Here is a 22,100-nt window from a genome sequence, read left to right as displayed (position 1 = left end):
TAACAAGTGAGCGAAAGTACTGCTGATACAAAAAGTAGTGAAAAGCCAGTGCAGCAGAAGCTGCCACTGGCTTTTTTGCATGGTAAAGCGGTTGTAGATAAACCAGAAGACTTATATATTCCGCCCGATGCGCTCGAAATAATATTAGAAACCTTTGAAGGCCCGCTCGATTTACTGCTTTATTTAATTAAAAAGCATAAGCTTGATGTGCTCGATCTTTCTATTTTTAGTATTACAGAGCAGTATGTAAGTTATGTTGAAATGATGACCGAGTTTCAACTCGAACTTGCCGGTGAATATTTAGTAATGGCTGCGTTACTTGCACAAATTAAGTCGCGCTTATTACTCCCTGTTCACGAAGAACTTGAAGAGGAAGAAGACCCTCGCGCTGAGCTTATTAAACGCCTGCAAGAATATGAGTTATTTAAAAAAGCCGCCGAAAACCTCGATGATATCCCCCGTGTTGGGCGTGATATTTTTATAGCGCATGCCGCTATGCCAATAAATGAAGACACAAGTCATAACCTCCCTGATATTGAACTTAAAGACTTAATGCTGGCGTTGAGTGATGTTATGGCGCGAGCAAAAACGTTTGAACATCATCAAATTACTGCTGAAGTACTCTCAACCCGAGAGAGAATGAGCCAAATATTACAACAGCTATCGAAAGCAAATTCAGCAGTGGTATTTAATGCGCTTTTTACGCCTGATGAAGGGCGTAGTGGTGTGGTGGTTAGTTTTATAGCCATGCTTGAGCTCATTAAAGAAGGACTTGTTACTTGTTTGCAAGTAAGCCCAGAGAGCTTAATTTATGTCAGCTTGAGCGAGCAATCCACCCTATAAACTTATCTGTTTAATCCTCAACTTTTAAAAACTGACTTTAATTATCAAAGTTCTGTGCGTATACGCACGTAAAGTGTTTGTAAATGTTATTTTCATTTACGGCTATGCACTATATTGTAACGTCATAGCATTATAGGACGTTACACATGTTTAAAAATACACCTTCATCTTACGGACTTGTCGCCATTATTTTACATTGGCTCATGGCGTTGACTATTTTTGGCCTGTTTGGTTTAGGTTTATATATGGTTGAGCTTACTTATTATGATAGCTGGTATAAAGGCTCGCTCGATTTACATAAAAGCATTGGTATTACACTTGTGGCCGTATTTTTATTTAGAACTTTATGGCGTGCTTTATCTACACAACCTAAACCATTAGGTGAAAGTAAAGGCATGAACCAATTAGCACATACTGCGCATATTGCTATGTATATTATTTTGGCCGTTATAGTTGTTGCAGGGTATTTAATATCAACCGCAGACGGACGTCCAATAGAAGTGTTTACCTTATTTAACGTATCAGCGCTTGATTTTGCATTTGATGACCAAGCCGATATTGCAGGAAAAGTACATTATTATGGCGCGTGCACATTAATCGGGTTTGCAGTATTGCATGCACTAGGGGCGTTAAAACATCACTTTATCGATAAAGATAAAACCTTAATCAGAATGATCAAACCATTAAAGGATGATTAAAATGAAAAAATTATTAGTAAGCACAGCCGTTTCGGCTGCAATGATGTTATCGGCAACAGCCGCTAATGCAGCTGATTATGTAATTGATACGAAAGGCGGGCACGCATCTGTTAACTTTAAAATTAAACACTTAGGTTACAGCTGGTTATATGGTCGTTTTAATACTTTTGACGGCACATTTAGTTACGATGCTAAAAATCCTGATGCATCAAAAATTATGGTAAATATTGACACCACAAGCCTTGATTCTAACCATGCAGAGCGTGATAAGCACCTACATGGTAAAGATTTTTTAAATGTGGATAAATACCCAAAGGCGACATTTAAAAGCACCAGCATTAAATTTGATGAAGATGGTGAAGAGGCCGACGTAACCGGCGAATTTACGCTGCATGGCGTAACTAAAACTATTACCTTTGAAATAGATAAAGTGGGTGAAGGTAAAGATCCGTGGGGTGGATACCGCGTAGGTTTTGAAGGCGAAACCAGCCTTAAACTTACCGACTACGGTATTGATTACAACTTAGGGCCTGCATCTACTCATGTTGATATTATTTTATCAATAGAAGGCGTTCGTAAGTAATACAGTTATTGAATATAAAAACGCCACTTACTGTGGCGTTTTTTTTGCTTAACAGAAACTCAAATTAAGCGACTTTGAATTTGTTTATTTTGTGCTATTAATACGTGACTTTAATAGAGGCCTTAAATCCTCAGGCAACCAGCGCATAAGTAAATCGTTATAAGCCTGCGTTTTTTTAATAACTTTAAGCTGCTCATTAAGAATAGCGATGTCTTTTGCGCCTTGCTCGTTTTTAGTACAACCAATAAAGCCATAACTGAGCGCTGGAGATTCGGTTAATGGACGCTGCGTTAAGTTTTCTTCAAAGTGCATTGATTTAGCTAAATAGTAATGCTCGCTTGGGTAACCCAGCAAAATATCAATTCGTTTTAGGTTAAGCATATATGTAAGGCTCGCTAGGCTATCGCGTGTGGGTCTAATTACTAAATCAATGTTGGGTGTACTGTTTATTAAAGTATCTATCTCTTGGCCGTAAGAGCGGCTCATAGAAACTCCAAGAGTTAGTTTTTTATCTTGTATTAAATTGAGTAGTGATACTTCTTTAGATTCCGCTATATTTAGCGCTTTGGCGAGCTTTTTATGCATTGCTATTGAAGGCGAGAGGCCCGTTGTTGAGCTTTCGTCTGTGAAATAAATATGCTCTTTTCTGTAATCATTTTTATAAAGCGATAACGCACAAACATTATTTGAAGTATTGGACAGCTCTTGAATTACTTTACCTGAGGGGATAAGCATGCGGTTAAAGGTGATATTAGGAAGTTGTTTTTCAAGTAAAGAAATTATGCTTTCGTCACGGCCTTGGTGTTGATATTGACCATTTAAAATATAATAGGGTGCAAAATCGTGCGCTAGCCAGTTTATGGTTCTAGCATTGCTTATTGAGCTCAGACAGAAAAAAAGTAAGAAAGTTAAAAATATACGGAGCATTACAACAGCTACCAGTAATTATTATTGTAAAACTATTGTAACCAATAAAGGGCTAAAAAGTAAAATGCCAGCAACAAGGCTGGCATAATATCTTATCAATAATTGCAATAATAGAATGGCAATTAAAGTTATATGTTGCTTAGTTAGCTTTTAGCCACTTAACAAACTGGCGTGCATCACTCGCTTTTTGAAATAATGCATTTTTTAAACCTTGTGTATCACTGAAGATTACACGATGTTTGTTTACTGAAATTGATTGCACTGGATGTGCTATTTGGATCATAGACCCGTTATATTTATAAGACATAATAAAACTCACTTTATTCTTGTTATTTATTCTGCGCTATATTTGTATAGCAAATTGCAGTCAATAAATTAACGATGTTGTGTTTAGCTTCATTACAGTGTTGACGATCTTTATGACACTTTTGCGATGATAGTAAAAAATCATCTCGGTATTATTCAAGGGGTTCTCGCCGTACAATAACTTAGCTTTCAAATATACGTTTTGCGGGGCTTACTGGATCAGGGTAAATGGTTAACCGCGGCGGTTTCTTTAAACCAGAGAGGGAAGGTAACTTATATATAAATTGTGTGCAAGCTATTTATTATAAAAATATTTATAATAAATCTTATCAACTGCTTACAAAGCCCATTTTTAGTTACCAAAGGATAAGTATGAATTACCTAATAGTGAGTGATATTTATGGTTTAACCCCTGCTTTAAGTAAGTTATCACAGGCAATTAGTTCAAATTTAGTGATTGTTGACCCATACAATAACAAGATTCAAGCTATTGAAAGTGAACAAGATAGTTATAATAATTTTATACAGCAGTGTGGCCATGACAAATACACGGACAAACTTCTAGAATGCTTTGAGAGTTTAAAAGTGCCGACCACATGTATTGCGTTTAGCGCAGGGGCAAGTGCAGCATGGCGGGCACAGTTATTAACAGGCAATACACACCTTAAAAAGTTAATTGGCTTTTATCCGTCGCAAATTCGTAATTATTTAGCGTTAGATGCAAATGTACCCTGTGAATTCATATTCCCAGAAAGTGAGAGTCACTTTAATGTTGATGAAGTTATTAAAGCTTTAAGCACCAAAGCGGGTGTTAAGTGCTATAAAACCAATTTTTTGCATGGTTTTATGAACGAGTACTCAACCAATTTTAATGCGCAAGGGCTGGTTGAATATAGTAGCTATATAAAACAGAGCAGCCGTTAAAGCGTGTTTAGCTGCTTTTTATTAATATCAGGAAAATCAGTACGGGTATTATATTTTGCATACAGCGTTGTAAAAATGCTGCTGCCGGATAACTTATCTAACTCTTTTATAAAGGTTTTAGCACTAGAACGAGCGGGTCTACAGCATGTTTGATACTGTTTTATTATACCCGCGACAGATAAACCTTGTTTTTGTAGCTTAAGGTCGGCCTGTGCAAAAAAAGCCGCACCCGTCCAATAAACACGTTGCTGGGCGCGTTGTTTCCACATATCGGCAGAGAGCTTATTAAGTGGCTGTGTTTTAGTTTTGGTTTGCAGGCGGGCACGATCAAATCCTGCATTTAAACGTTGTAAAAACTGTGGCTGGGTGATTATACCGCTGTCACGCATTATTACGTTTTGCATATAACTGGCAAAACCCTCGCTTAGCCAAAAACCGGAGTAGGGAAGTAGCGGCAAATATAAATGCGAAAGTTCATGGTATAGCGTCCAATCTTTAGTGAATGCATTTAAACTGGCGTAGCGATCTATATGTAGTTCAATCCCATCGGGGTTATTGCGCTTAACTGTAGCCCAAGGTACAGGCTCAAAAGCAAAGTATTGCGGTTTTAAATAAATAGGCAAAGTGGTTTGCTTTAAAGGCCCCAGTGTATTTTGTGTTTTTTCAACACTTTGATTAACCCATGTAGACACCGTATTTTGAGCATTACTTGAGAGCGAGCTAAGGTTATGTATGACTACTTCAGCGGCTAATACGTTAAAAGAGCTGATTGATAGTAGCAGTACAAAAAAGTATTTCATTAAAATGCTCCACTGTAATTTAATAACTGGTACGCCAGGCTTAATATACAAGACCAACTAAATGGATAAATAATCACGCCTAATTCTTTATTTTTTAAAATGATAGTAACTATAAAAGTACAAATACAGACACCTCTAGCTAAGCATGGTTTAATCAATTAATCGTTATTTTAAGTTAGGTTTTAGCCATGACGTATCAGCATATTCAAGTTCCTGAGCACGGCCAAAATATCACTATTGATGCACAAGGACATTGGCAAATACCGTTAGAACCTATCATTGCTTTTATTGATGGCGATGGCGTGGGGCTGGATGTTATGCCGGTGATGCGCCACGTTGTTGATAGTGCAATTGAGCATTGTTATAAAAGTGCACGGAAAATTCATTGGATGCAAGTTTATAATGGCGAGCAGGCCGCAAAGCTGTATGACGGTGACTGGTTTCCACAAGAAACAATTAACGCGGTACGTGCCTGCAAAATTGCCATAAAAGGGCCGTTAACCACACCACTGGGTGGTGGCTTTAGATCGCTTAATGTTGCACTCAGGCAAGAAATGGATTTGTTTGTAAATATGCGAACTATAAAAGGCTTTAGCGCACTTCCTTCTCCTTTAAAAAATCCTTTTTTAACAAACATAACAGTGCTTCGTGATAGCAGCGAAGACGTGTACTCAGGTATTGAGTGGCAAGCAGGGAGTGTAGAAAGCGAAAAAATGCTCGATTTTTTATGTGAGGAAATGGGCGTAACCCGCTTAAGGTTTTCACAAGAATGCGGTATTGGTATTAAAAATATATCTAAAGAAGGCTCTGAGCGACTAATGCGCTTTGCCATTAACTATGCACTTAAAAACGATAGTGAATCATTAACGCTAGTGCATAAAGGCAATGTACTTAAATTTACCGATGGGGCATTTAAGCGTTGGGGGTATGCACTTGCACAAAGCGAATTTAATGCCACTGCACATGAAAATGGGCGTTGGCTGCAAATAGAGCGAGTAAATCAAGCACCTCTAATTATTAAAGAAGTTATAGCCGACAACATGCTGCAGCAATGTTTAATGCACCCAGAGCAATTTGATGTAGTGGTGACGACTAATCAAAATGGTGACTTTTTAGCGGATATGCTGAGCGCACAAGTTGGCGGTGTTGGCATAATGCCTGCTGCAAATTTAAATAACGATGTCGCATTTTTTGAGCCTACACACGGCACGTTTGAACGTATAGCAGGGCAAAATAAAGCAAACCCCAGCAGTAGTATTTTAAGTGCTGTGTTAATGCTTAAATTTATGGGATGGGACGAGGCCGCATTACTAATAGAAAATGCGTTAGAGCAAACATTTAAAAGCGGTGAAGTAACCTTTGATTTAGCGCAAGAGCAGAGCGATAACTCAAGTATTCATAACTCGACAACCTTAACTTGTACTGGCTTTGCAAAGAAGGTTATCGAGCACTTTTAAACACATTCATTATTAAGCTGCTGAGGCAGTTTTTACTCTGTGCATGCAAGGGCGGTTGGTTAACTGCGCTGCACGATGGTAAATCTCATGTGCTTGAGGTTCATCGCACTGCGTACCACTAAGCGTATCCATTAACGCAACAACAATAATTGCAGGAACCTGGCAGCAATATTCGTCTAAAACGGCTTCTGTCGTTTGTGCATCAACATGGCAAAGTGGGTGGTTTTTAAGTTGGTATGCGTTTAGCAATGTATCCACTTCTAATACATCATTTGGTTGGTGCTTTGTTTTACGGCATTTACAACCAAACTCATCAACTAAAGTAGCTAATGCTTGGTAAGTTTCAGTGGTGTTAGTTTTTGCGCATAACTGCTCTTCAATAAACTGATGTAAGTTAGCATCAATAAATAACCCGTCTTGTTGTGTGAAGCTTGATGTTGTCATAATTATTACTCTTAGTTTGTTGGCTTAACTTCACTCTAGCGCTAAGTGTATTATTAATGAAATTGTTGTTTTCAATAACTGACATTGATTTCATCAATAGTAAGTTTTAAAACTAAATAAAAAATAGAAAACATACCTAAATTATACTAATTAATTTGGTGCAGAGCGGTAAATACGTGCACAAAACTGGAACAAGGGGATTAGTTGATGAGTTAAGGTGGATGCTTAGTTAATTGTTTTTATTGAATTTTAATTGTTTTATGAAGTTGGTACTAAGCTTGCTAATCTTACACTGTAGGTAGACTCCTATATCGACGATTTCCAAAAGCGCCATGGTATTTTCCCAAAGTTGAATACCACGGCGCTTTTTTATTTTCTCGTGTATTTTATTTAGCCGTAACAATAGTAATATTAAATTTTAATAAAGTAGGGAATAGCCACTAAAATAGCGCCTACAATCAACAGCATGCTAACACTGCTCATAAAATACGGAAATACCAATAGCGACAAACCAATACAAAGCGGTACTACGGCTTTTTTTCTTCGCCCGTAAGTAAGGTAGCCAATACCTATGCCTCCAAACAAAACACTCCACGCAATTATTGATGCACTATCCATTTGTAAATTACCTATTTTGAAATACTGATTTAAATTACGACCGACATAGCCAGCTTTTCAATACCATGTGAAGGGATCCATCTTTTAAATTCCACGAAGCCATGCTTTTTATATAAATTTATTGCAGGAGTATTAGCAACCGCAGTCTCCACTATTGCATGAGAAAAATCATTCATTGCTAAAACATAACTTATTAGCTTACTTGCGATACCTTTTTTAAAATGACTAGGATCAACGGTTAAACTGCAAATATCTAAATACTCGTTGTTTGTATCTACTTCTATAACGGCTGCTAAACATTCATTTTCGCTGTAGCCATAAAAGGTTGTTTCTGATTTTTTTATACCTTTAATATTACGCGCTAAAGGAGGAAAGTTATGCGCGCCGATCAGTTTAGCCTCTATAGCGTAGGACTTTTGAAAGACAGCAAAAATTATATTTGCAATATCGTTATTCTTATTATTAAGTTTGTTTATCATTATATTCTTCTAATGAAAGTAAAGCTTGGACAGTATGCGCGATAGTAAAATACCTAGTGCTTGATGTGATGAAAATAATAATTTATCTATCTGCAATCGTTTTAGCAAACGCTAATAACTCACGCCTTAACCATTGGTGCGCCGTTGCATGGTGTAGCAGTGGGCTCCATATCATTTTTACTTCAATAGGCACTATTTGAAATGGTACAGGGCTGATTACCAAATCAGTATGAGAGGTTAATAACTTAGCTTGCCTGCGCGGTAGGGTGGCAATAAGTTGCTCTGATTGGCAGAGCAGGCTTGCGACCATGTAGTGGCGAGTAAAAACACGTATTTTACGGGTTTGTTCTAGTTGCCAAAGCGCTTCATCTACCCAGCCTAATTTTTGCTTTCCTGATTTATTAGTAACAGCGGCTTCAGGCCCCCAGCCGGCACGATTTACCCAAATATGCTCTTTTTTTAAGTAGTCGTCTAACCCTGATTGTTGTAAAAATGTATTTTTAGGATGGGTTAAACAACAGTAATTATCGCGCCATACACTGGCTTGATGAAACGAGCGTGGCAAACCATTAAAGCGATTTATTGCTAAATCTATAGTGCCTTTTTCCATGTCTTGCAGGTTTATGTCGCTTGGACTTAATACATCAAAATTAATACCGGGATTTTTACTAAGCTGCGCAGTTATAAAAGGGGCTATTAAGGTCGACTCTATGTAGTCATTTGCCATTATTCTAAAGGTAACTTCAGCGGTTGCAGGGTTAAATTGCTCACTAGGCTGCGTAATAGCTTCGGCCATTTTTAAGAGCGCCTCAACTTCAGGCTTTAACGCAAGTGCCTTTGCCGTTGGCGTCATAGAGCCTGCGGCACGCACAAGTAGCGGGTCGTCAAATAAATCGCGCAAACGTTTTAATGCGTTACTCATAGCCGGTTGCGTAAGCGCGAGTTTATTTGCAGCTTTCGACACACTTTTTTCATCTATTAACACATTTAAATAAACGAGAAGGTTAAGATCGACATTTCTTATATTCATATGGGCGTGTTGGCCTTTCAGGGTTGAAATTTGTTCAATCTAGGGGCGATTTAATCGCGGCGCGAGGTTTGCCACCTAGTGGGCTAAGTAAAAATCGAGCAACAAAGAGTTAATCGTCCCTAGAAAGAACCCTATGGGCAGTGTGTATTTGGCCTTTATGCAGCGTTAAAGTACATTTATGGGGAGCCACCACACTACATGTACTTTGCCTTGCTTATAAACCAAATACACGGCTGCAAAATTAACCTCGAAAGGTCAATACGCCCAATAAATTCTATTTATATGGTTTATTAATTATCTAAATTAAAGCCTGCTTGCTAAGGTGTAAACAATTAATAAAAATAACCGCCATAACTGGCATCAATATAAGTGCTGTATTTATGCAAAATAGGCTAACACATCAATCTAATAATACGCTGCAAAACGTTATTGCCAGTAAGCTTGCACGATCTGTTTTTGCTGGATTTGAGGCGATGTTTTCGCAATTTTTAAATATTACACTGGGTGCACAAAGCCGTTTTGAACAACGACAGTACCATAGTGTGCAAAGTGCTATGCGTGAACGTTTACAAGTGTATGAGCGCGAAGTGAAAAACGTGAGTGAAGCCGTGAGAGTTATTGCTTATGCTGAGCTTACTTGCCCGCAAACGTGGCAGTTAGCTAAAAATATTTACGGCGATATGGTACAAAATCACGAAAACAAACCTATTGCGCATACTTTTTTTAATTCAACGTTTGGCGCAATTTGGGACGATAAAAAAATTCGTACTGTGCATTTGTTTGTATTAAAAGCAAAGTATCGTAGTGAGCCGCGCTCTTATGAAAGCTTAGTGAGCAGGGTATCGCTACATAATGGGTTTAATAACGCCGTTAAAACGCTTATCACTAATCAAGTATTTAGAGTGCCGTTTAGTCATTTAGAACTTGATGTAGCCACATTACAAAGTACGTTAATGCAAGGCGCTAAGCAGCAATGCAAACAGGTGTACGAACTTATAAATTTAAACGACGGTTATATTGAATACGCCAACTCATTATTTTTTAGAAACAAAGCCTGTTATTTAATTGGGCGCTGCATTGCTAAAAATGGCGACAATATGCCTTTTGCTATCGCTATTTTAAATACCGATGAGGGACTAAAGCTTGATGCTGTAATGATGGGCGCCGATCAATTAAGTTTATTATTTGGCTTTGCACGCACCTATTTTATGGTTGATACCGATAAGCCCGCTCGTTATGTAGATTACTTAAGTGTGTTAATGCCACACAAACAACGCTTTGAGTTATTTAACGCCATTGGTTTTATAAAGCACGCCAAAACTGAGTTTTATCGGTATAAGGTCGATACGACTAAAAATAGCCCAGCCAACTTCAAGTATGTCACAGCACCAGGGACGCCAGGTATGGTAATGCTGGTATTTACTATTGAAGGGCTAGATTACGTTTATAAAGTAATTAAAGACAAATTTAGTGCGCCAAAAACAGCCACCAAAGCACAAGTGATAGACAAGTATAACTTTGTAAAACAAGCCGATAGGGTTGGGCGTTTGGTAGACACACACGAATTTAGATATTTAGCGTTTGATTTAAGCCGTTTTAGCGACGAGCTGCTTGAGCAGATGAAAAGCCAAATTGGCAGCAGCATAGTTATATCTGGCAAGGCACTCATTTTAAAGCACGTTTATGTTGAGCGTAAAATGACCCCGCTTAATTTATATATTAACCAATGCGATAACAAAACCCTAGAACGAGTAATGCATGACTACGGTAAAGCAATTAAAGAGTTAGCGGGCGCTAATATATTTCCGGGCGACATGCTAATGAAAAACTTTGGCGTAACGCGATGGGGGCGAGTGGTGTTTTACGACTTTGACGAAATTTGCCCGCTTACCGATTGCAACTTTAGAGAGGTTCCACAAACCCAAAATGCACTTGAAGAGCTAAGTAGTAACTCGTATTTTGATATAGCTGAAAACGATATATTTCCGAGCCAATTTAAGGTGTTTTTTAGTGCCAACGAGGTTGCGTTTAATTATTTTAATAATGAGCACAGTAACTTGTTTTTAGCGACGTTCTGGCAGGATTGTCAGCAACAAGTACATAATGGTTATCTACCCGATGTTTATCCTTATAAACAAAGTTGGCGCTTTTGAGGTTGTTTGAATCTGTGTTCATCCCCATCTATATGTTATTACAGTTTTTAAACTTGGAGCAACAATGAAATATATTTCTCATAAAGATGGCAACCTTGCATTTAGTGAAACCGAAAAGCCGGTTTTAAAGAGCCATGAAGTACTTGTTAAAGTTGCAGCAATAGGTGTAAACCGTGCAGACAGTATGCAGCGCCAAGGTAAATACCCGGCCCCTGCGGGAGATAGCCCTATTTTAGGTTTAGAATGTGCGGGTACAGTTACTGAGCTTGGAAAAAATGTAGATAAAAGCTGGCTAAACAAGCGTATTTTTACATTGTGCTCTGGTGGTGCTTATAGCGAATATGTAGCAGTTGATGCAAAACAGCTTATGGAATTACCCGATGATGTAACAATGGCTGAAGGCGCTGCAATAAGCGAAGTGTATTTAACGGCATTTGGCGCGTTATTTGAGCTTGGTAAATTACAAAAAGGGCAAACAGCGCTTATTCATGCAGGTGCTAGTGGTGTGGGCGGTGCAGCAATTCAAATGGCTAAAAGCGCAGGTGCTACCGTAGTTATTACCGCTGGTACGGATGATAAATGCCAACACGCAAAAGAACTCGGTGCCGATCATGCAATTAACTACAAAACCACCGACTTTGTAGAATATATGAAAGCAAATGAGTTAACAGCAAATGCAATTGTAGATCCTGTTTCGGGTAGTTACTTAAATAAAAATGCCGCTATTGCAGCCATGGATTGCCAAATTGTGATGCTTGCATTTTTAGATGGACGTTTTGCAGAGGTTGATTTTGCGGCGCTTTTACAAAAGCGTATTTCGTTTCATGCCTCAACGCTTAGAAATCGTAGTATTGAGTTTAAACGTCAGGTGCGCGACGACTTTGTAGCGCGTTTTTACAATGATATTGCCACTAAAAAGTACGACTTTAACTTGTATAAAACATTGCCTTGGAGCGACGCAAACGAAGCCCATGCTATTTTAGAGCGTAATGAAAACGCAGGAAAAGTGGTTTTACTTGTAGAGTAACTCTTTAATTTTAGGGTTTAGCCCATATACTAAGCCCTATAAAAAACACTTAAGGTTTAATAATGAATCCAATACTAGCAATACTTAAAGAGCACAATGTAAGCGACGAAAAAGTAAAAGCATTGTTTGAAGCGTTTACTCAAAACCCAATGATGGCAATGGCGCTTGTTCAAGAGCTTGGTATTCCGCCAGAAAAGCTACAGCAACTAATGGCAGTCGTGATGACTCAACCGCATCTTATTAAAGAAGCGACTGACGAACTTGGTTTAGATTTTGAAAAAGTAAAAGAAGCGAAAGAAAAACTAAATCAATAATTTGTTATGTCATGAAACAAAAATAAAAAAAAAAGCATAAGTATTTACTTATGCTTTTTTAGTTGGCTTATTCTTTTATGACTACTCTTTTGGAAGTAGTACGGTGTCGATAACATGAATTACGCCGTTGCTTGCTTTTACATCAGCTTTTACAACTTTAGCGTCATTTATCATTACGCCCATGCTGTCGGCTTTAACCATAACTGATTGGCCTTGTAGTGTTTTCGCACTATCTACCTTCATTACATCGGCTGCCATCACTTTTCCAGACACTACGTGATAAGTTAATACCGCCGTTAGCTTATCTTTGTTTTCAGGCTTGAGTAACATTTCTACAGTGCCTTCAGGTAATTTAGAAAATGCAGCATCTGTTGGTGCAAAAATAGTAAAGGGTCCTTTACCTTGCAGTGTTTCAACTAAACCTGCGGCTTTAACAGCAGCAACAAGAGTAGTGAACGAACCATTTTCAACGGCTACTTCAACAACGTCTTTTTTCATACCATGATGATCAGCATAAGCCATTGTAGTAAATCCAAGGCTTGCAGTTGTAAACAATAATGCAGTAGTAATTTTCTTAAACATTTTATTTTTCCTTTAAGTTAATACCCGTTGGTTTCGTTAAATGTTACGACGCTCTAAATTTAATCGATCAATTAAAATTAGTAGTCAACATGTTTTGTTACATCATTGATTGAACTGCAGCTAAATAGCAAAGTCATATAAACAGTTACTTAATTAAAGACTTGTTCAATTGAAGGGAATAGGCATGAAATTAGTTTATAAATTTTGGAAAAACAACCGCTCTCTTATCGTATTTATTGCACTAATGAGCGTATTTAGAAGCGCTGTAGCCGATTGGTACGAAGTGCCAACAGGCTCTATGAAGCCAACAATTCAAGAAGGTGACAGAATACTTACCGATAAAATGGCCTACGATATTCGTGTCCCATTTACGCATATAAAACTACTTAAACTAGCGGACCCACAAACCGGTGATATTATTGTTTTTGACTCACAAGCTGCCGATAACCGTTTAATTAAACGTGTAATTGGTGTGCCAGGAGACACCGTTGCGCTTGAAAATAATGAGCTCATTATTAATGGTAAAAAACTTAATTATGCAGATCAGCAAAGCAACATAGACTCGCTTGATAAAATCGAAGATTTAAACGGGTTAGCGCATTCGATAAGAGTGGCAAATATTCCTTCACGTTTATCGGGCTTTGACGCAATTACAATTCCTGATGATTATTATTTAGCAATGGGCGATAACCGCGACAATAGCGCTGACTCGCGTGTAATAGGTTTAATTCCGCGTAATGAGTTATTAGGAAAAGCAGAGCGCGTTATAGTGTCTCTTGATTACGATAACTATTACTTACCAAGAAAAGACCGCGTATTGAAAAAGCTCAATTAAATAAGATAATTAATTTTAGAGTTAAAATATAACTGCCTATTTAGGCAGTTTACTTATATATTTTTTTACAAGCTTGGTAAGAACACTACGCTCTTGTTCGGTATTTAATATCCGACTAAACATTACTTTAGCCCATAAAAAAACCGCTGACATATCAGCGGTTTTTTTATTGTATGAATAATATTACATTACGCGCATACCAGGCTCTGAGCCGTCATCTGGGTTAAGAATATAAATTTCTTTTCCGCCAGGACCTGCTGCTAATACCATGCCCTCAGACATACCAAAGCGCATTTTACGAGGCTTAAGGTTAGCAACCATAACGGTTAGCTTGCCTTCGATATCCTCTGGTGCGTAAGCTGATTTAATACCTGCAAACACTTGGCGAGTTTCTCCGCCTAAATCAAGTGTTAGCTTAAGTAGTTTATCTGCGCCTTCTACGTGCTCTGCTTTAGCAATTTTAGCTACGCGTAAATCTACTTTTGCAAAGTCATCAAATTCTATTTCGTCGCTAATCGGCTCTTTTGCAAGTGGGCTGTTAGGGTCAATAGTTACTTTTGGCGCTAAGCTTTCTTTAGATTCTTCAACCATTTTGTTCACTTTATCCATTTCAACACGTTGCATTAACGGTTTAAATTTATTGATAGGGTGGCTTACAAGTGCATTTTGAACGCCGTCCCATGCAAGGTCGTCATTTAAAAACGCTTGTACGTTGTCGGCCATTTCTGGCAGCACAGGTTTTAAGTAAGTAATTAAAACGCGGAACAAGTTAAGACCAAGAGAACACACTTCGTGTGCTTCTTGTTGCTTAGTTTCGTCTTTAATTAATACCCAAGGTGCTGCGCCATCAATAAATTGGTTTGCTTTGTCGGCAAGTGCCATTATTTCGCGAATTGCGCGGCTGTAATCGCGGTTCTCGTAGTGTGTTGTAATGCTAGGTGCAGCCGCTTGAAATTCTGCTAGCAGCTCTGGTTGCATAATAGTGCTGCTTAGCTTGCCATCAAACTTTTTAGTAATAAAGCCAGCACAACGGCTCGCTATGTTGACTACTTTACCTACTAGGTCTGAATTTACGCGCTGTGCAAAGTCTTCTAGGTTTAAATCAAGGTCAACAATACCGCTGCTTAATTTTGCTGCGTAGTAGTAACGTAAGTACTCTGGGTTTAAGTTATCTAAATAAGTACGCGCTTTAATAAACGTGCCCTTCGATTTAGACATTTTTTCGCCATTTACAGTGACAAAACCATGAGCGAATACGTTAGTTGGCTTTCTAAAATTAGCGCCTTCTAACATTGCTGGCCAAAATAAGCTGTGGAAATAAATGATGTCTTTACCAATAAAGTGATAAAGCTCAGCGTTTGAACCTTCAGCCCAAAACTCATCAAAGTTGATGCCTTTTTTGTCACATAGGTTTTTAAAGCTTGCCATGTAACCAATAGGTGCATCTAGCCAAACGTAAAAATATTTGCCCGGTGCATTAGGAATTTCAAAACCAAAGTAAGGCGCATCACGGCTAATATCCCACTGTTGCAAGCCATCGGTAAACCATTCGTCTAGCTTGTTAGCCATTTCTTGTTGAATAGTGCCCGAGTGTAGCCACTCTTTTAACATGCCTTCAAATGCTGGCAGGTCAAAAAAGTAATGCTCAGAATCTTTAAGTACAGGCTCAGCGCCCGACATTACAGAGCGCGGATTAATGAGTTCGGTTGGGCTGTATGTAGCACCACACGAATCACAGCTATCGCCGTTTTGGTTTTCAGACTTACATGTTGGGCAAGTACCTGTTACGAAACGATCGGGTAAGAAAATACCTTTTTCAGGATCGAATAATTGCGAAATAGTGTGCTTTTTAATATGACCGGCATCGTTTAGGCGGTTATAGATAAGTTCGCTAAATTCTTTGTTTTCTTGGCTGTGCGTGCTGTGGTAGTTATCAAATTTGATATTAAAGTCAGCAAAGTCGCGTTGGCGCTCTATGCTCACTTGTTTTACCATTTCTTCAGGCGTGATCCCTTGCTTTTGCGCATTAAGCATAATTGGCGTGCCGTGGGCATCGTCTGCGCAAACATAATAAGCTTCGTGGCCCTGTAGTTTTTGAAAACGTGACCAAATATCAGTTTGAATATATTCCAATAAATGACCTAAGTGAGTAGGGCCATTTGCATAAGGTAATGCGCTGGTAATCAGGATCTTTCGCTGCGTCATAATCATTCCGAATTGAGGATAAAACGCCGTTTTTATTATACAAACGGCAATTATCATTAATTTATCTACAAGCTATCTGCTTAGAGTGTGCACAGCTTATGGATTTTTATTAATTGACTGGTGTTAATGCCCTGAATGTTACATAATTCCGTGGCACTTTTCATCAAAGAAACGCTATTTAATTGCTATGTTTGGACTGTCGAAACTATTCTCTTCTAAATCGGTGCAAAAACAACCGATTATTACTGCCTTAGCGGCATATCGTAGTGCGGCTTTTGCCGTCGGTATTGACGAAAGCTTCATTGATACTATTACTCAAAATGACGATAAATCACTACAGATAAAATTAACCCTGCCATTTGCTGGACAATCAGAAATGCCTTTAGTTGAGCAACACGTAAGTGAAAGCTTAAATGTGCCAGTAACAATTAGCGCCAAGGTTATCATTAAAGAAGCAGCTAAGTTTAAAGCGATTAAACATATTGTGCTTATTGCCTCAGGCAAAGGCGGAGTAGGTAAGTCGACTACCGCTGTTAACTTGGCGGGCGCCCTTAAAAACGAAGGAGCAAAGGTGGGTATTTTAGATGCTGATATTTATGGCCCGTCTATTCCAATGCTTTTAGGTTTGGTGGGCGCAGAGCCCGTCACTAAAGATAACAAACAATTACAGCCTTTTGATGCAAACGGCATTAAAGCGCAATCTATTGGATTTTTAGTACCAAGCGATGATGCCACTGTATGGCGCGGACCAATGGCGTCAGGCGCACTTAACCAGTTACTTAACGAGACTGATTGGGGCGAGCTTGATTACTTAATTGTGGATATGCCACCAGGTACCGGTGATATTCAGCTTACAATGAGTCAAAAAGTTCCCGCGAGCGGCACTGTTATTGTAACGACACCGCAAGACTTAGCGCTAGCCGATGCGCAAAAAGGCATTGCCATGTTTAATAAAGTAAACGTACCGGTTCTAGGCCTAATAGAAAACATGAGTCACTACATTTGCAGCCACTGTGGTGAAGCTAACCACGTATTTGGTAAAGATGGTGCACAAAAACTTGCACACAAGCACGGTGTACCCATACTTAGCCATATTCCTCTTGCAATAGATATACGCGAGTATTCTGAGCAAGGGAAACTTATTGCCAACGATAACGACGCGGCAATAAGCAAAACATACAGCGCAGCAGCGAGGCTTATAGCCAGCACGCTCTATTATCAACAGCATCACAATGCGATTGAAATTGTGATTACAGAAGATTAATAAATAATGAGACTTTCAGACACACATATTAATGAATACCTAAGCGACGGTCGCATTGTTATTGAGCCTGCGCCAACAAGTGAGATGATTTCAGGCGTGACTGCCGATTTGCGCTTAGGGAACAAATTTAGAACATTTAACGCACACAACGCAGCGTACGTAGATTTAAGTGGTCCAAAAGATCAGTTAAATAAGGCCATGGAATCAATCATGAGTGAAGAAATAGTGCTTGATGAAGGTGAAGCATTCTTTTTACACCCAGGTGAACTTGCACTAGCTATTACCCATGAAAAAGTAACGTTGCCAGCGGACATAGTAGGCTGGTTAGATGGACGCTCATCACTTGCACGTTTAGGTTTAATGGTGCATGTAACAGCGCACCGAATAGACCCAGGCTGGAGCGGTAATATTGTTTTAGAGTTTTACAACTCAGGTAAATTACCACTGGCGCTTCGCCCACTGATGAAAATTGGTGCAATGAGCTTTGAAATGTTATCGGGTCCGTGTGAAAACCCATACAACATTCGTAAAGATGCAAAATATAAAGATCAAAGCAGCGCAGTAGCAAGTCGTATTAGTGACGATAAATAATCACCAAATATAGGCATTACTCGTCCATTTTATGAAGCGCATAACCCAGTAGCTCAAAATACTGGTTAAGCGCTTCATTTGCTTTATTAATATGCTCACTATTTGGGTATATTAAATTACTACTTTTTAAGCCTCCCACCAAAAAGCTATTTTTTATATATGTGTGGCCTTCAATACAGGCTTCAAAACACCGTGCTGCAAGCTCTTCGGGCATGCTCATATAATTCATATTGTGGGCTTTATCGTGTTCTATACACGTTTGTACAAAGTTATTTGCATCAATACCATCTTCATCTAAAAACACATGTTTATAAAAACTGTTCAAAGCATTATTAAGTGGATGTGATAAATTAGGCGTGTTTGAAAGCCACAATTTTGAGGCAAAGCCAAAGCGTGGTTTTGTTGCAAATAAGTGCTCGCTTATATGATGGTCAAACGCATGGAACCATTCGTGAGCAAGTGCACCACCGCCTGCATTTTTTGCAAGAGCAAGTGTTTGAGAGGCTGCATTATAATGCGCTTGCACGCCTTTTTGACCACCATGGCCAAATGCAAAGTTAAGCTTCCCGCGCAGGCCAATTGCTTTAGGTGGTAAATGCAGTATTTGCGCAAGGTCGGCCAGTGCATCGTAAATTAAGTTGGCGCTAATATAGCGCTCTTCTTTAGTTACCCATTTACCAACGACCATTGACCTAAAGCCGAAGGTATCTCTTATATCGCTAAAGTCGACTTGGTCGTCAAAGCGATAGTCGGGTCCTTGGCGAGTAAAGCCACGTTTTAGTCTGTTAGGGTAGTTACGCATTGCAAGTTTCATATAGTAACGAATTTAATCTAAGTAACGTGCTTTTACGTGCTCAGGCATGTGTTGGGTTTGTTTTTGTATTAATTCATTTAGCGCATTATAAAGTGGTGCGGGATTTAGCTGCTCTATTAAAAACAAACTATGCGCTACAGCTTCAAGTGTGGATAGGCTGTCGGCCCGAGGAGCTTTACGAATAGCATAACGATTTTTAGGTAGCTGTTTAAAACTGACCGTTTTAAATTGATTTAGTAATGTGGTGAGCTGCAAAATTTTGTAGACTTTTTTCCATGTACCATCAACCACGATTAAATGGGTGATGTTTTTTACATTTGGCTGCTCAGTGTTATCGTCTAAATTTACAGCGTGTTCGTTAGGGTAGAGTAAAACAGTTGAGCTTACTGGCAGTGTTTTTAGTATGGAAAAGTCATCATTATTTTCGCCTTTGATTATTTGGCAATCAGTTAGGCATAAATTGAGTAGTTTAGCGGTATTTTTTGCTATTTTTTCTTCACTCGGGTGCTGTAGAATAATAACCGTAACTTTGTTGTTTATATTTGTAATTGCGTTGCAAATACAGGTGTTTATTGAAAAGTTACAATGATTACAAAGTGTGCGTGCCATTTAATAAACTTTTTGTTGCCAGTATGATCCTCGCAATTATACATTTATAAGGTAATTAAGTTGGTTTTTTTTACGCATCAATATAAAGTAGTACTATTAAACTGTAACTTACATGGATTGTTTTAAGGGCTTAAAATATGACAGAAATAAATATTGATACATCAGCATTAGAGAGTATGGAATCGTTATTGGGTGAGCAGTTTGCTGATACACTTGATTTTTGCTGCTCAGAGTTTGAACGTTTAGGCTCAGAAGTGTTAGCAACCATTGGTAAAGATAAAGAAGCAGCTATTCGCCACTCTCATAGCTTAAAATCGAATGCGGCGCAGTTTGGTGCTTCAAGCCTTGCTGAAGTATCGCGTGTTATTGAACAAAATTTAAACCTAGATAACTTAGCTGAAGCTATCGACGCATCTAATAGCTTAATGGCTCAAGTAACAGGCTCTCAAGCTAAGCTAAATGAATGGTTAGCATCTCGTTAATTATTGACGCTGAAACGTGAATTTATTTCAGTATTAAGCACCTAAATTGACTGGCATTTTACGCCTTTACTAGGTTAGTCTAAAGACTCACTAGGGCGTGTTGATCTTTCGGGATTGAATTTGCAACGAGTGTCTGGTTTTTAGGTTAGGCAGAGCCTATGCTGTGTGGTTTTTCCACATAAATAGGCGAGAACAACACATAAAATCCAAACACGCATTGCCCAGAGGGTTCTTCCTAGGGGCTATTTTCTCTTTGTTACTCAATTTTTACTTAGCCCACTAGGTTACAAATCTCGCGCCGCGATTAAATCACCCCTAGGTTGAACAAATTTAATCCATAAAGTCAATACGCCCTAAAGAGGTAAAAATGTCTGATATTAAAAAGAGTCACAAATTAGAAGGTGTATGTTATGACATTCGTGGGCCGGTTTTAGCACAAGCTAAAAAAATGGAAGACGAAGGTCAAAAAGTATTAAAATTGAATATAGGTAATCCAGCTGCTTTTGGTTTTGATATGCCAGAAGATATGCACCGCGATATTATCCGCAACTTATATTCAGCCCAAGGTTACTGTGACTCTAAAGGCCTCTATTCAGCCCGCGTGGCTATTTATCAGCACTACCAACAACGTGGATTACATAATTTAGATGTAGATAGTATCTATATTGGTAATGGCGTAAGCGAACTTATTCAGATGATCACCCAAGCGCTATTAAATAATGGCGATGAAGTGCTTATTCCAGCTCCAGATTATCCACTTTGGACTGCTTCTGTCACATTATCGGGTGGTAATCCGGTGCATTATTTATGTGATGAAGAGCAAGATTGGTTTCCGGATATTGCAGATATAAAAAGCAAAATAACGTCTAAAACTAAAGCTTTGGTATTAATTAATCCTAATAATCCGACAGGTGCGGTTTACAGTGATGATTTGTTAATGCAATTAATTGATATAGCGCGTGAACATAAACTGCTGTTATTGAGCGATGAGATTTACGAAAAGATTTTATACGATGGTATAACGCATACTTCAATCGGCTCACTGTGTGATGATGTACCAATCATTACTTTCAATGGTTTAGCAAAAACCTACCGTGCAGCGGGGCTAAGAATGGGGTGGATGGTTCTAAGCGGTCGTACCTCGGTAATGGATGATTTACGCAAAGGCCTTGAAATACTTTCATCTATGCGTTTGTGCGCCAATGTACCTGCGCAATATGCAATTCAACAAGCGTTGGGCGGCGTGCAATCAATTGATAATTTAATTAACCCAGGTGGGCGCTTATACGAGCAGCGCGATATAGCATGGCGCGGGTTAAACGCTATTGAAGGCATTAGTTGTAAAAAACCTAAAGGCGCGCTCTATGCGTTTGCCAAAGTAGATACAGCACTTTTTAACGTTAAAGATGATGAAAAGATGATGTACGATTTGCTAAAAGCCGAAAAAATATTACTTGTACATGGCAGGGCGTTTAATTGGCCCGAGCCGGATCATTTTAGATTGGTATTTTTACCAAGCAAAGATGATTTATCTGATGCGATGTTAAAAATGAAGCGTTTTTTTAAAGACTATCGCCAAGTATAGTTTTTTTACTTTAGTCATGAATATATTGGCTAGTACGCTTTATCTACACGCACCGTGTTGTCGTTCAAGTACACTAATCTTACATTATCGCCTTTGCTAAAGCGCATTGATTGGTCTTGATCTTGAACAACCATAAACTGGTCGCCGTTTTCAACTTGTATTAATAACTCTACAAAATGATTTTGCTGATAATGACTTTGCTGCTGCCTATTGTGTGCAACACTGCCGCCAATTACCGAGCCTAATATCGTTGCTACTGTGCGGCCGCTACCGCCACCAAACTGGTTGCCTACAACACCACCGAGTAATGCACCGCCGAAGGTTTTCCAGCCGTTGTTTTTGTCTTGAATGATTTCTTGTTCGGTAATATTGCGTACCGATTTTACGTCACCAAATAAAACTTGCTGCACAGGGACTGCTTTATTGCGCTCGTATTGAGCAAAAGTTGGCGCGCTCACACTAAGTAGGGCACACATTATTAATATTATAGCTTTCATAATAATCTCCTATTGGTAGCCTTTATGGGCTTA

The 22,100-nt window shown here is 38.8% G+C and carries 25 protein-coding genes; 13 read left to right on the top strand and 12 right to left on the bottom strand.

The window, feature by feature from the left end; translation table 11 throughout:
* Positions 1 to 6: 6 nt before the first annotated feature.
* The 3 genes from H5092_RS07265 to H5092_RS07255 all read left to right on the top strand — a co-directional run bounded on the left by H5092_RS07265 (position 7) and on the right by H5092_RS07255 (position 2,124).
* A complete protein-coding gene (locus H5092_RS07265) occupies positions 7 to 843 on the top strand; it encodes a ScpA family protein (RefSeq protein WP_039489969.1) in 837 nt (278 codons plus the stop codon).
* Positions 844 to 989: 146 nt separating this feature from the next.
* A complete protein-coding gene (locus H5092_RS07260) occupies positions 990 to 1,541 on the top strand; it encodes a cytochrome b (protein WP_182733213.1) in 552 nt (183 codons plus the stop codon).
* Position 1,542: 1 nt separating this feature from the next.
* Positions 1,543 to 2,124, top strand: coding sequence for a YceI family protein (locus H5092_RS07255; RefSeq protein ID WP_039489966.1), 582 nt, complete (start codon positions 1,543 to 1,545; stop codon positions 2,122 to 2,124).
* 84 nt (positions 2,125 to 2,208) lie between these two features.
* On the opposite strand, the gene H5092_RS07250 is transcribed toward H5092_RS07255, so the two are convergent.
* Both H5092_RS07250 and H5092_RS07245 read right to left on the bottom strand, forming a co-directional pair.
* Positions 2,209 to 3,051, bottom strand: a complete 843-nt coding sequence (locus H5092_RS07250; protein ID WP_154903278.1) for a transporter substrate-binding domain-containing protein — start codon at positions 3,049 to 3,051, stop codon at positions 2,209 to 2,211.
* 139 nt (positions 3,052 to 3,190) lie between these two features.
* The gene (locus H5092_RS07245) at positions 3,191 to 3,358 is read right to left on the bottom strand and encodes a hypothetical protein (protein WP_002961566.1); all 168 of its coding nucleotides are present in this window, start codon (positions 3,356 to 3,358) and stop codon (positions 3,191 to 3,193) included.
* Between the two features lie 371 nt (positions 3,359 to 3,729).
* On the opposite strand from H5092_RS07245, the gene H5092_RS07240 reads away from it, so the two are divergent.
* Entirely contained in the window at positions 3,730 to 4,281 is a 552-nt protein-coding gene (locus H5092_RS07240) for a hypothetical protein (protein WP_182695149.1), read from the top strand.
* On the opposite strand, the gene H5092_RS07235 is transcribed toward H5092_RS07240, so the two are convergent.
* Entirely contained in the window at positions 4,278 to 5,081 is an 804-nt protein-coding gene (locus H5092_RS07235) for a hypothetical protein (protein WP_182733212.1), read from the bottom strand. The two genes, H5092_RS07240 and H5092_RS07235, sit on opposite strands and share 4 nt — an antisense overlap.
* 188 nt (positions 5,082 to 5,269) lie before the next feature.
* On the opposite strand from H5092_RS07235, the gene icd reads away from it, so the two are divergent.
* Complete coding sequence (gene icd / locus H5092_RS07230; protein WP_138488944.1) at positions 5,270 to 6,538, top strand: NADP-dependent isocitrate dehydrogenase; 1,269 nt, start codon at positions 5,270 to 5,272, stop codon at positions 6,536 to 6,538.
* Between the two features lie 12 nt (positions 6,539 to 6,550).
* Here the strand turns inward: icd and H5092_RS07225 are convergent, their stop codons facing one another.
* From H5092_RS07225 to H5092_RS07210, 4 genes are all read right to left on the bottom strand, one after another.
* Positions 6,551 to 6,982, bottom strand: a complete 432-nt coding sequence (locus tag H5092_RS07225) for a hypothetical protein (RefSeq protein WP_002961558.1) — start codon at positions 6,980 to 6,982, stop codon at positions 6,551 to 6,553.
* 411 nt (positions 6,983 to 7,393) lie between these two features.
* Positions 7,394 to 7,600 (bottom strand): hypothetical protein, encoded by a 207-nt coding sequence (locus H5092_RS07220; RefSeq protein WP_007375422.1) that lies wholly within the window; start codon positions 7,598 to 7,600, stop codon positions 7,394 to 7,396.
* 29 nt (positions 7,601 to 7,629) lie between these two features.
* On the bottom strand, positions 7,630 to 8,079 hold the full coding sequence (locus H5092_RS07215) for an N-acetyltransferase (protein ID WP_182733211.1): 450 nt from the start codon (positions 8,077 to 8,079) through the stop codon (positions 7,630 to 7,632).
* An 82-nt stretch (positions 8,080 to 8,161) separates the two neighbouring features.
* A complete protein-coding gene (locus H5092_RS07210) occupies positions 8,162 to 9,109 on the bottom strand; it encodes a LysR family transcriptional regulator (protein ID WP_154903270.1) in 948 nt (315 codons plus the stop codon).
* A 380-nt stretch (positions 9,110 to 9,489) separates the two neighbouring features.
* Between H5092_RS07210 and aceK the strand changes: the two genes are divergently transcribed.
* From aceK to H5092_RS07195, 3 genes are all read left to right on the top strand, one after another.
* Complete coding sequence (gene aceK / locus H5092_RS07205; RefSeq protein ID WP_182695153.1) at positions 9,490 to 11,262, top strand: bifunctional isocitrate dehydrogenase kinase/phosphatase; 1,773 nt, start codon at positions 9,490 to 9,492, stop codon at positions 11,260 to 11,262.
* 64 nt (positions 11,263 to 11,326) lie between these two features.
* Positions 11,327 to 12,289 (top strand): zinc-binding dehydrogenase, encoded by a 963-nt coding sequence (locus H5092_RS07200; protein ID WP_182733210.1) that lies wholly within the window; start codon positions 11,327 to 11,329, stop codon positions 12,287 to 12,289.
* A 62-nt stretch (positions 12,290 to 12,351) separates the two neighbouring features.
* The gene (locus H5092_RS07195) at positions 12,352 to 12,603 is read left to right on the top strand and encodes a DUF2999 family protein (protein WP_007582532.1); all 252 of its coding nucleotides are present in this window, start codon (positions 12,352 to 12,354) and stop codon (positions 12,601 to 12,603) included.
* An 81-nt stretch (positions 12,604 to 12,684) separates the two neighbouring features.
* On the opposite strand, the gene H5092_RS07190 is transcribed toward H5092_RS07195, so the two are convergent.
* The gene (locus H5092_RS07190; protein ID WP_007582534.1) at positions 12,685 to 13,185 is read right to left on the bottom strand and encodes a fasciclin domain-containing protein; all 501 of its coding nucleotides are present in this window, start codon (positions 13,183 to 13,185) and stop codon (positions 12,685 to 12,687) included.
* 184 nt (positions 13,186 to 13,369) lie between these two features.
* On the opposite strand from H5092_RS07190, the gene lepB reads away from it, so the two are divergent.
* A complete protein-coding gene (lepB, locus tag H5092_RS07185; protein WP_024597614.1) occupies positions 13,370 to 14,020 on the top strand; it encodes a signal peptidase I in 651 nt (216 codons plus the stop codon).
* Between the two features lie 183 nt (positions 14,021 to 14,203).
* Here lepB and metG read toward each other — a convergent pair whose 3' ends face one another.
* Positions 14,204 to 16,225, bottom strand: coding sequence for a methionine--tRNA ligase (metG, locus tag H5092_RS07180; RefSeq protein WP_182733209.1), 2,022 nt, complete (start codon positions 16,223 to 16,225; stop codon positions 14,204 to 14,206).
* Positions 16,226 to 16,412: 187 nt separating this feature from the next.
* Between metG and apbC the strand changes: the two genes are divergently transcribed.
* Positions 16,413 to 17,489 carry an iron-sulfur cluster carrier protein ApbC gene (gene apbC, locus H5092_RS07175; RefSeq protein ID WP_182733208.1) on the top strand — a complete coding sequence of 359 codons (1,077 nt, stop codon included), beginning with the start codon at positions 16,413 to 16,415 and terminating at the stop codon, positions 17,487 to 17,489.
* Between the two features lie 6 nt (positions 17,490 to 17,495).
* Entirely contained in the window at positions 17,496 to 18,080 is a 585-nt protein-coding gene (gene dcd / locus H5092_RS07170) for a dCTP deaminase (protein WP_076923901.1), read from the top strand.
* Positions 18,081 to 18,096: 16 nt separating this feature from the next.
* Here the strand turns inward: dcd and H5092_RS07165 are convergent, their stop codons facing one another.
* Both H5092_RS07165 and H5092_RS07160 read right to left on the bottom strand, forming a co-directional pair.
* Positions 18,097 to 18,882, bottom strand: coding sequence for a CLCA_X family protein (locus tag H5092_RS07165; protein WP_182715383.1), 786 nt, complete (start codon positions 18,880 to 18,882; stop codon positions 18,097 to 18,099).
* A gap of 24 nt (positions 18,883 to 18,906) precedes the next feature.
* Positions 18,907 to 19,503, bottom strand: coding sequence for a tRNA-uridine aminocarboxypropyltransferase (locus H5092_RS07160; RefSeq protein ID WP_024597610.1), 597 nt, complete (start codon positions 19,501 to 19,503; stop codon positions 18,907 to 18,909).
* A 137-nt stretch (positions 19,504 to 19,640) separates the two neighbouring features.
* On the opposite strand from H5092_RS07160, the gene H5092_RS07155 reads away from it, so the two are divergent.
* Together H5092_RS07155 and H5092_RS07150 are read left to right on the top strand one after the other, a co-directional pair.
* Positions 19,641 to 19,985: an Hpt domain-containing protein gene (locus H5092_RS07155; protein WP_002959674.1), complete on the top strand. Its 345-nt coding sequence runs from the start codon at positions 19,641 to 19,643 to the stop codon at positions 19,983 to 19,985.
* Between the two features lie 367 nt (positions 19,986 to 20,352).
* A complete protein-coding gene (locus H5092_RS07150) occupies positions 20,353 to 21,570 on the top strand; it encodes a pyridoxal phosphate-dependent aminotransferase (RefSeq protein WP_024597609.1) in 1,218 nt (405 codons plus the stop codon).
* 29 nt (positions 21,571 to 21,599) lie between these two features.
* Here the strand turns inward: H5092_RS07150 and H5092_RS07145 are convergent, their stop codons facing one another.
* Positions 21,600 to 22,067, bottom strand: a complete 468-nt coding sequence (locus H5092_RS07145; protein ID WP_002959676.1) for a glycine zipper 2TM domain-containing protein — start codon at positions 22,065 to 22,067, stop codon at positions 21,600 to 21,602.
* Positions 22,068 to 22,100: the final 33 nt, after the last annotated feature.

It is taken from the genome of Pseudoalteromonas sp. SR41-7 (genome assembly GCF_014163935.1).
Taxonomy (GTDB): Bacteria; Pseudomonadota; Gammaproteobacteria; order Enterobacterales; family Alteromonadaceae; genus Pseudoalteromonas; species Pseudoalteromonas distincta.
This window is presented reverse-complemented; position numbering and strand designations above follow the sequence as displayed.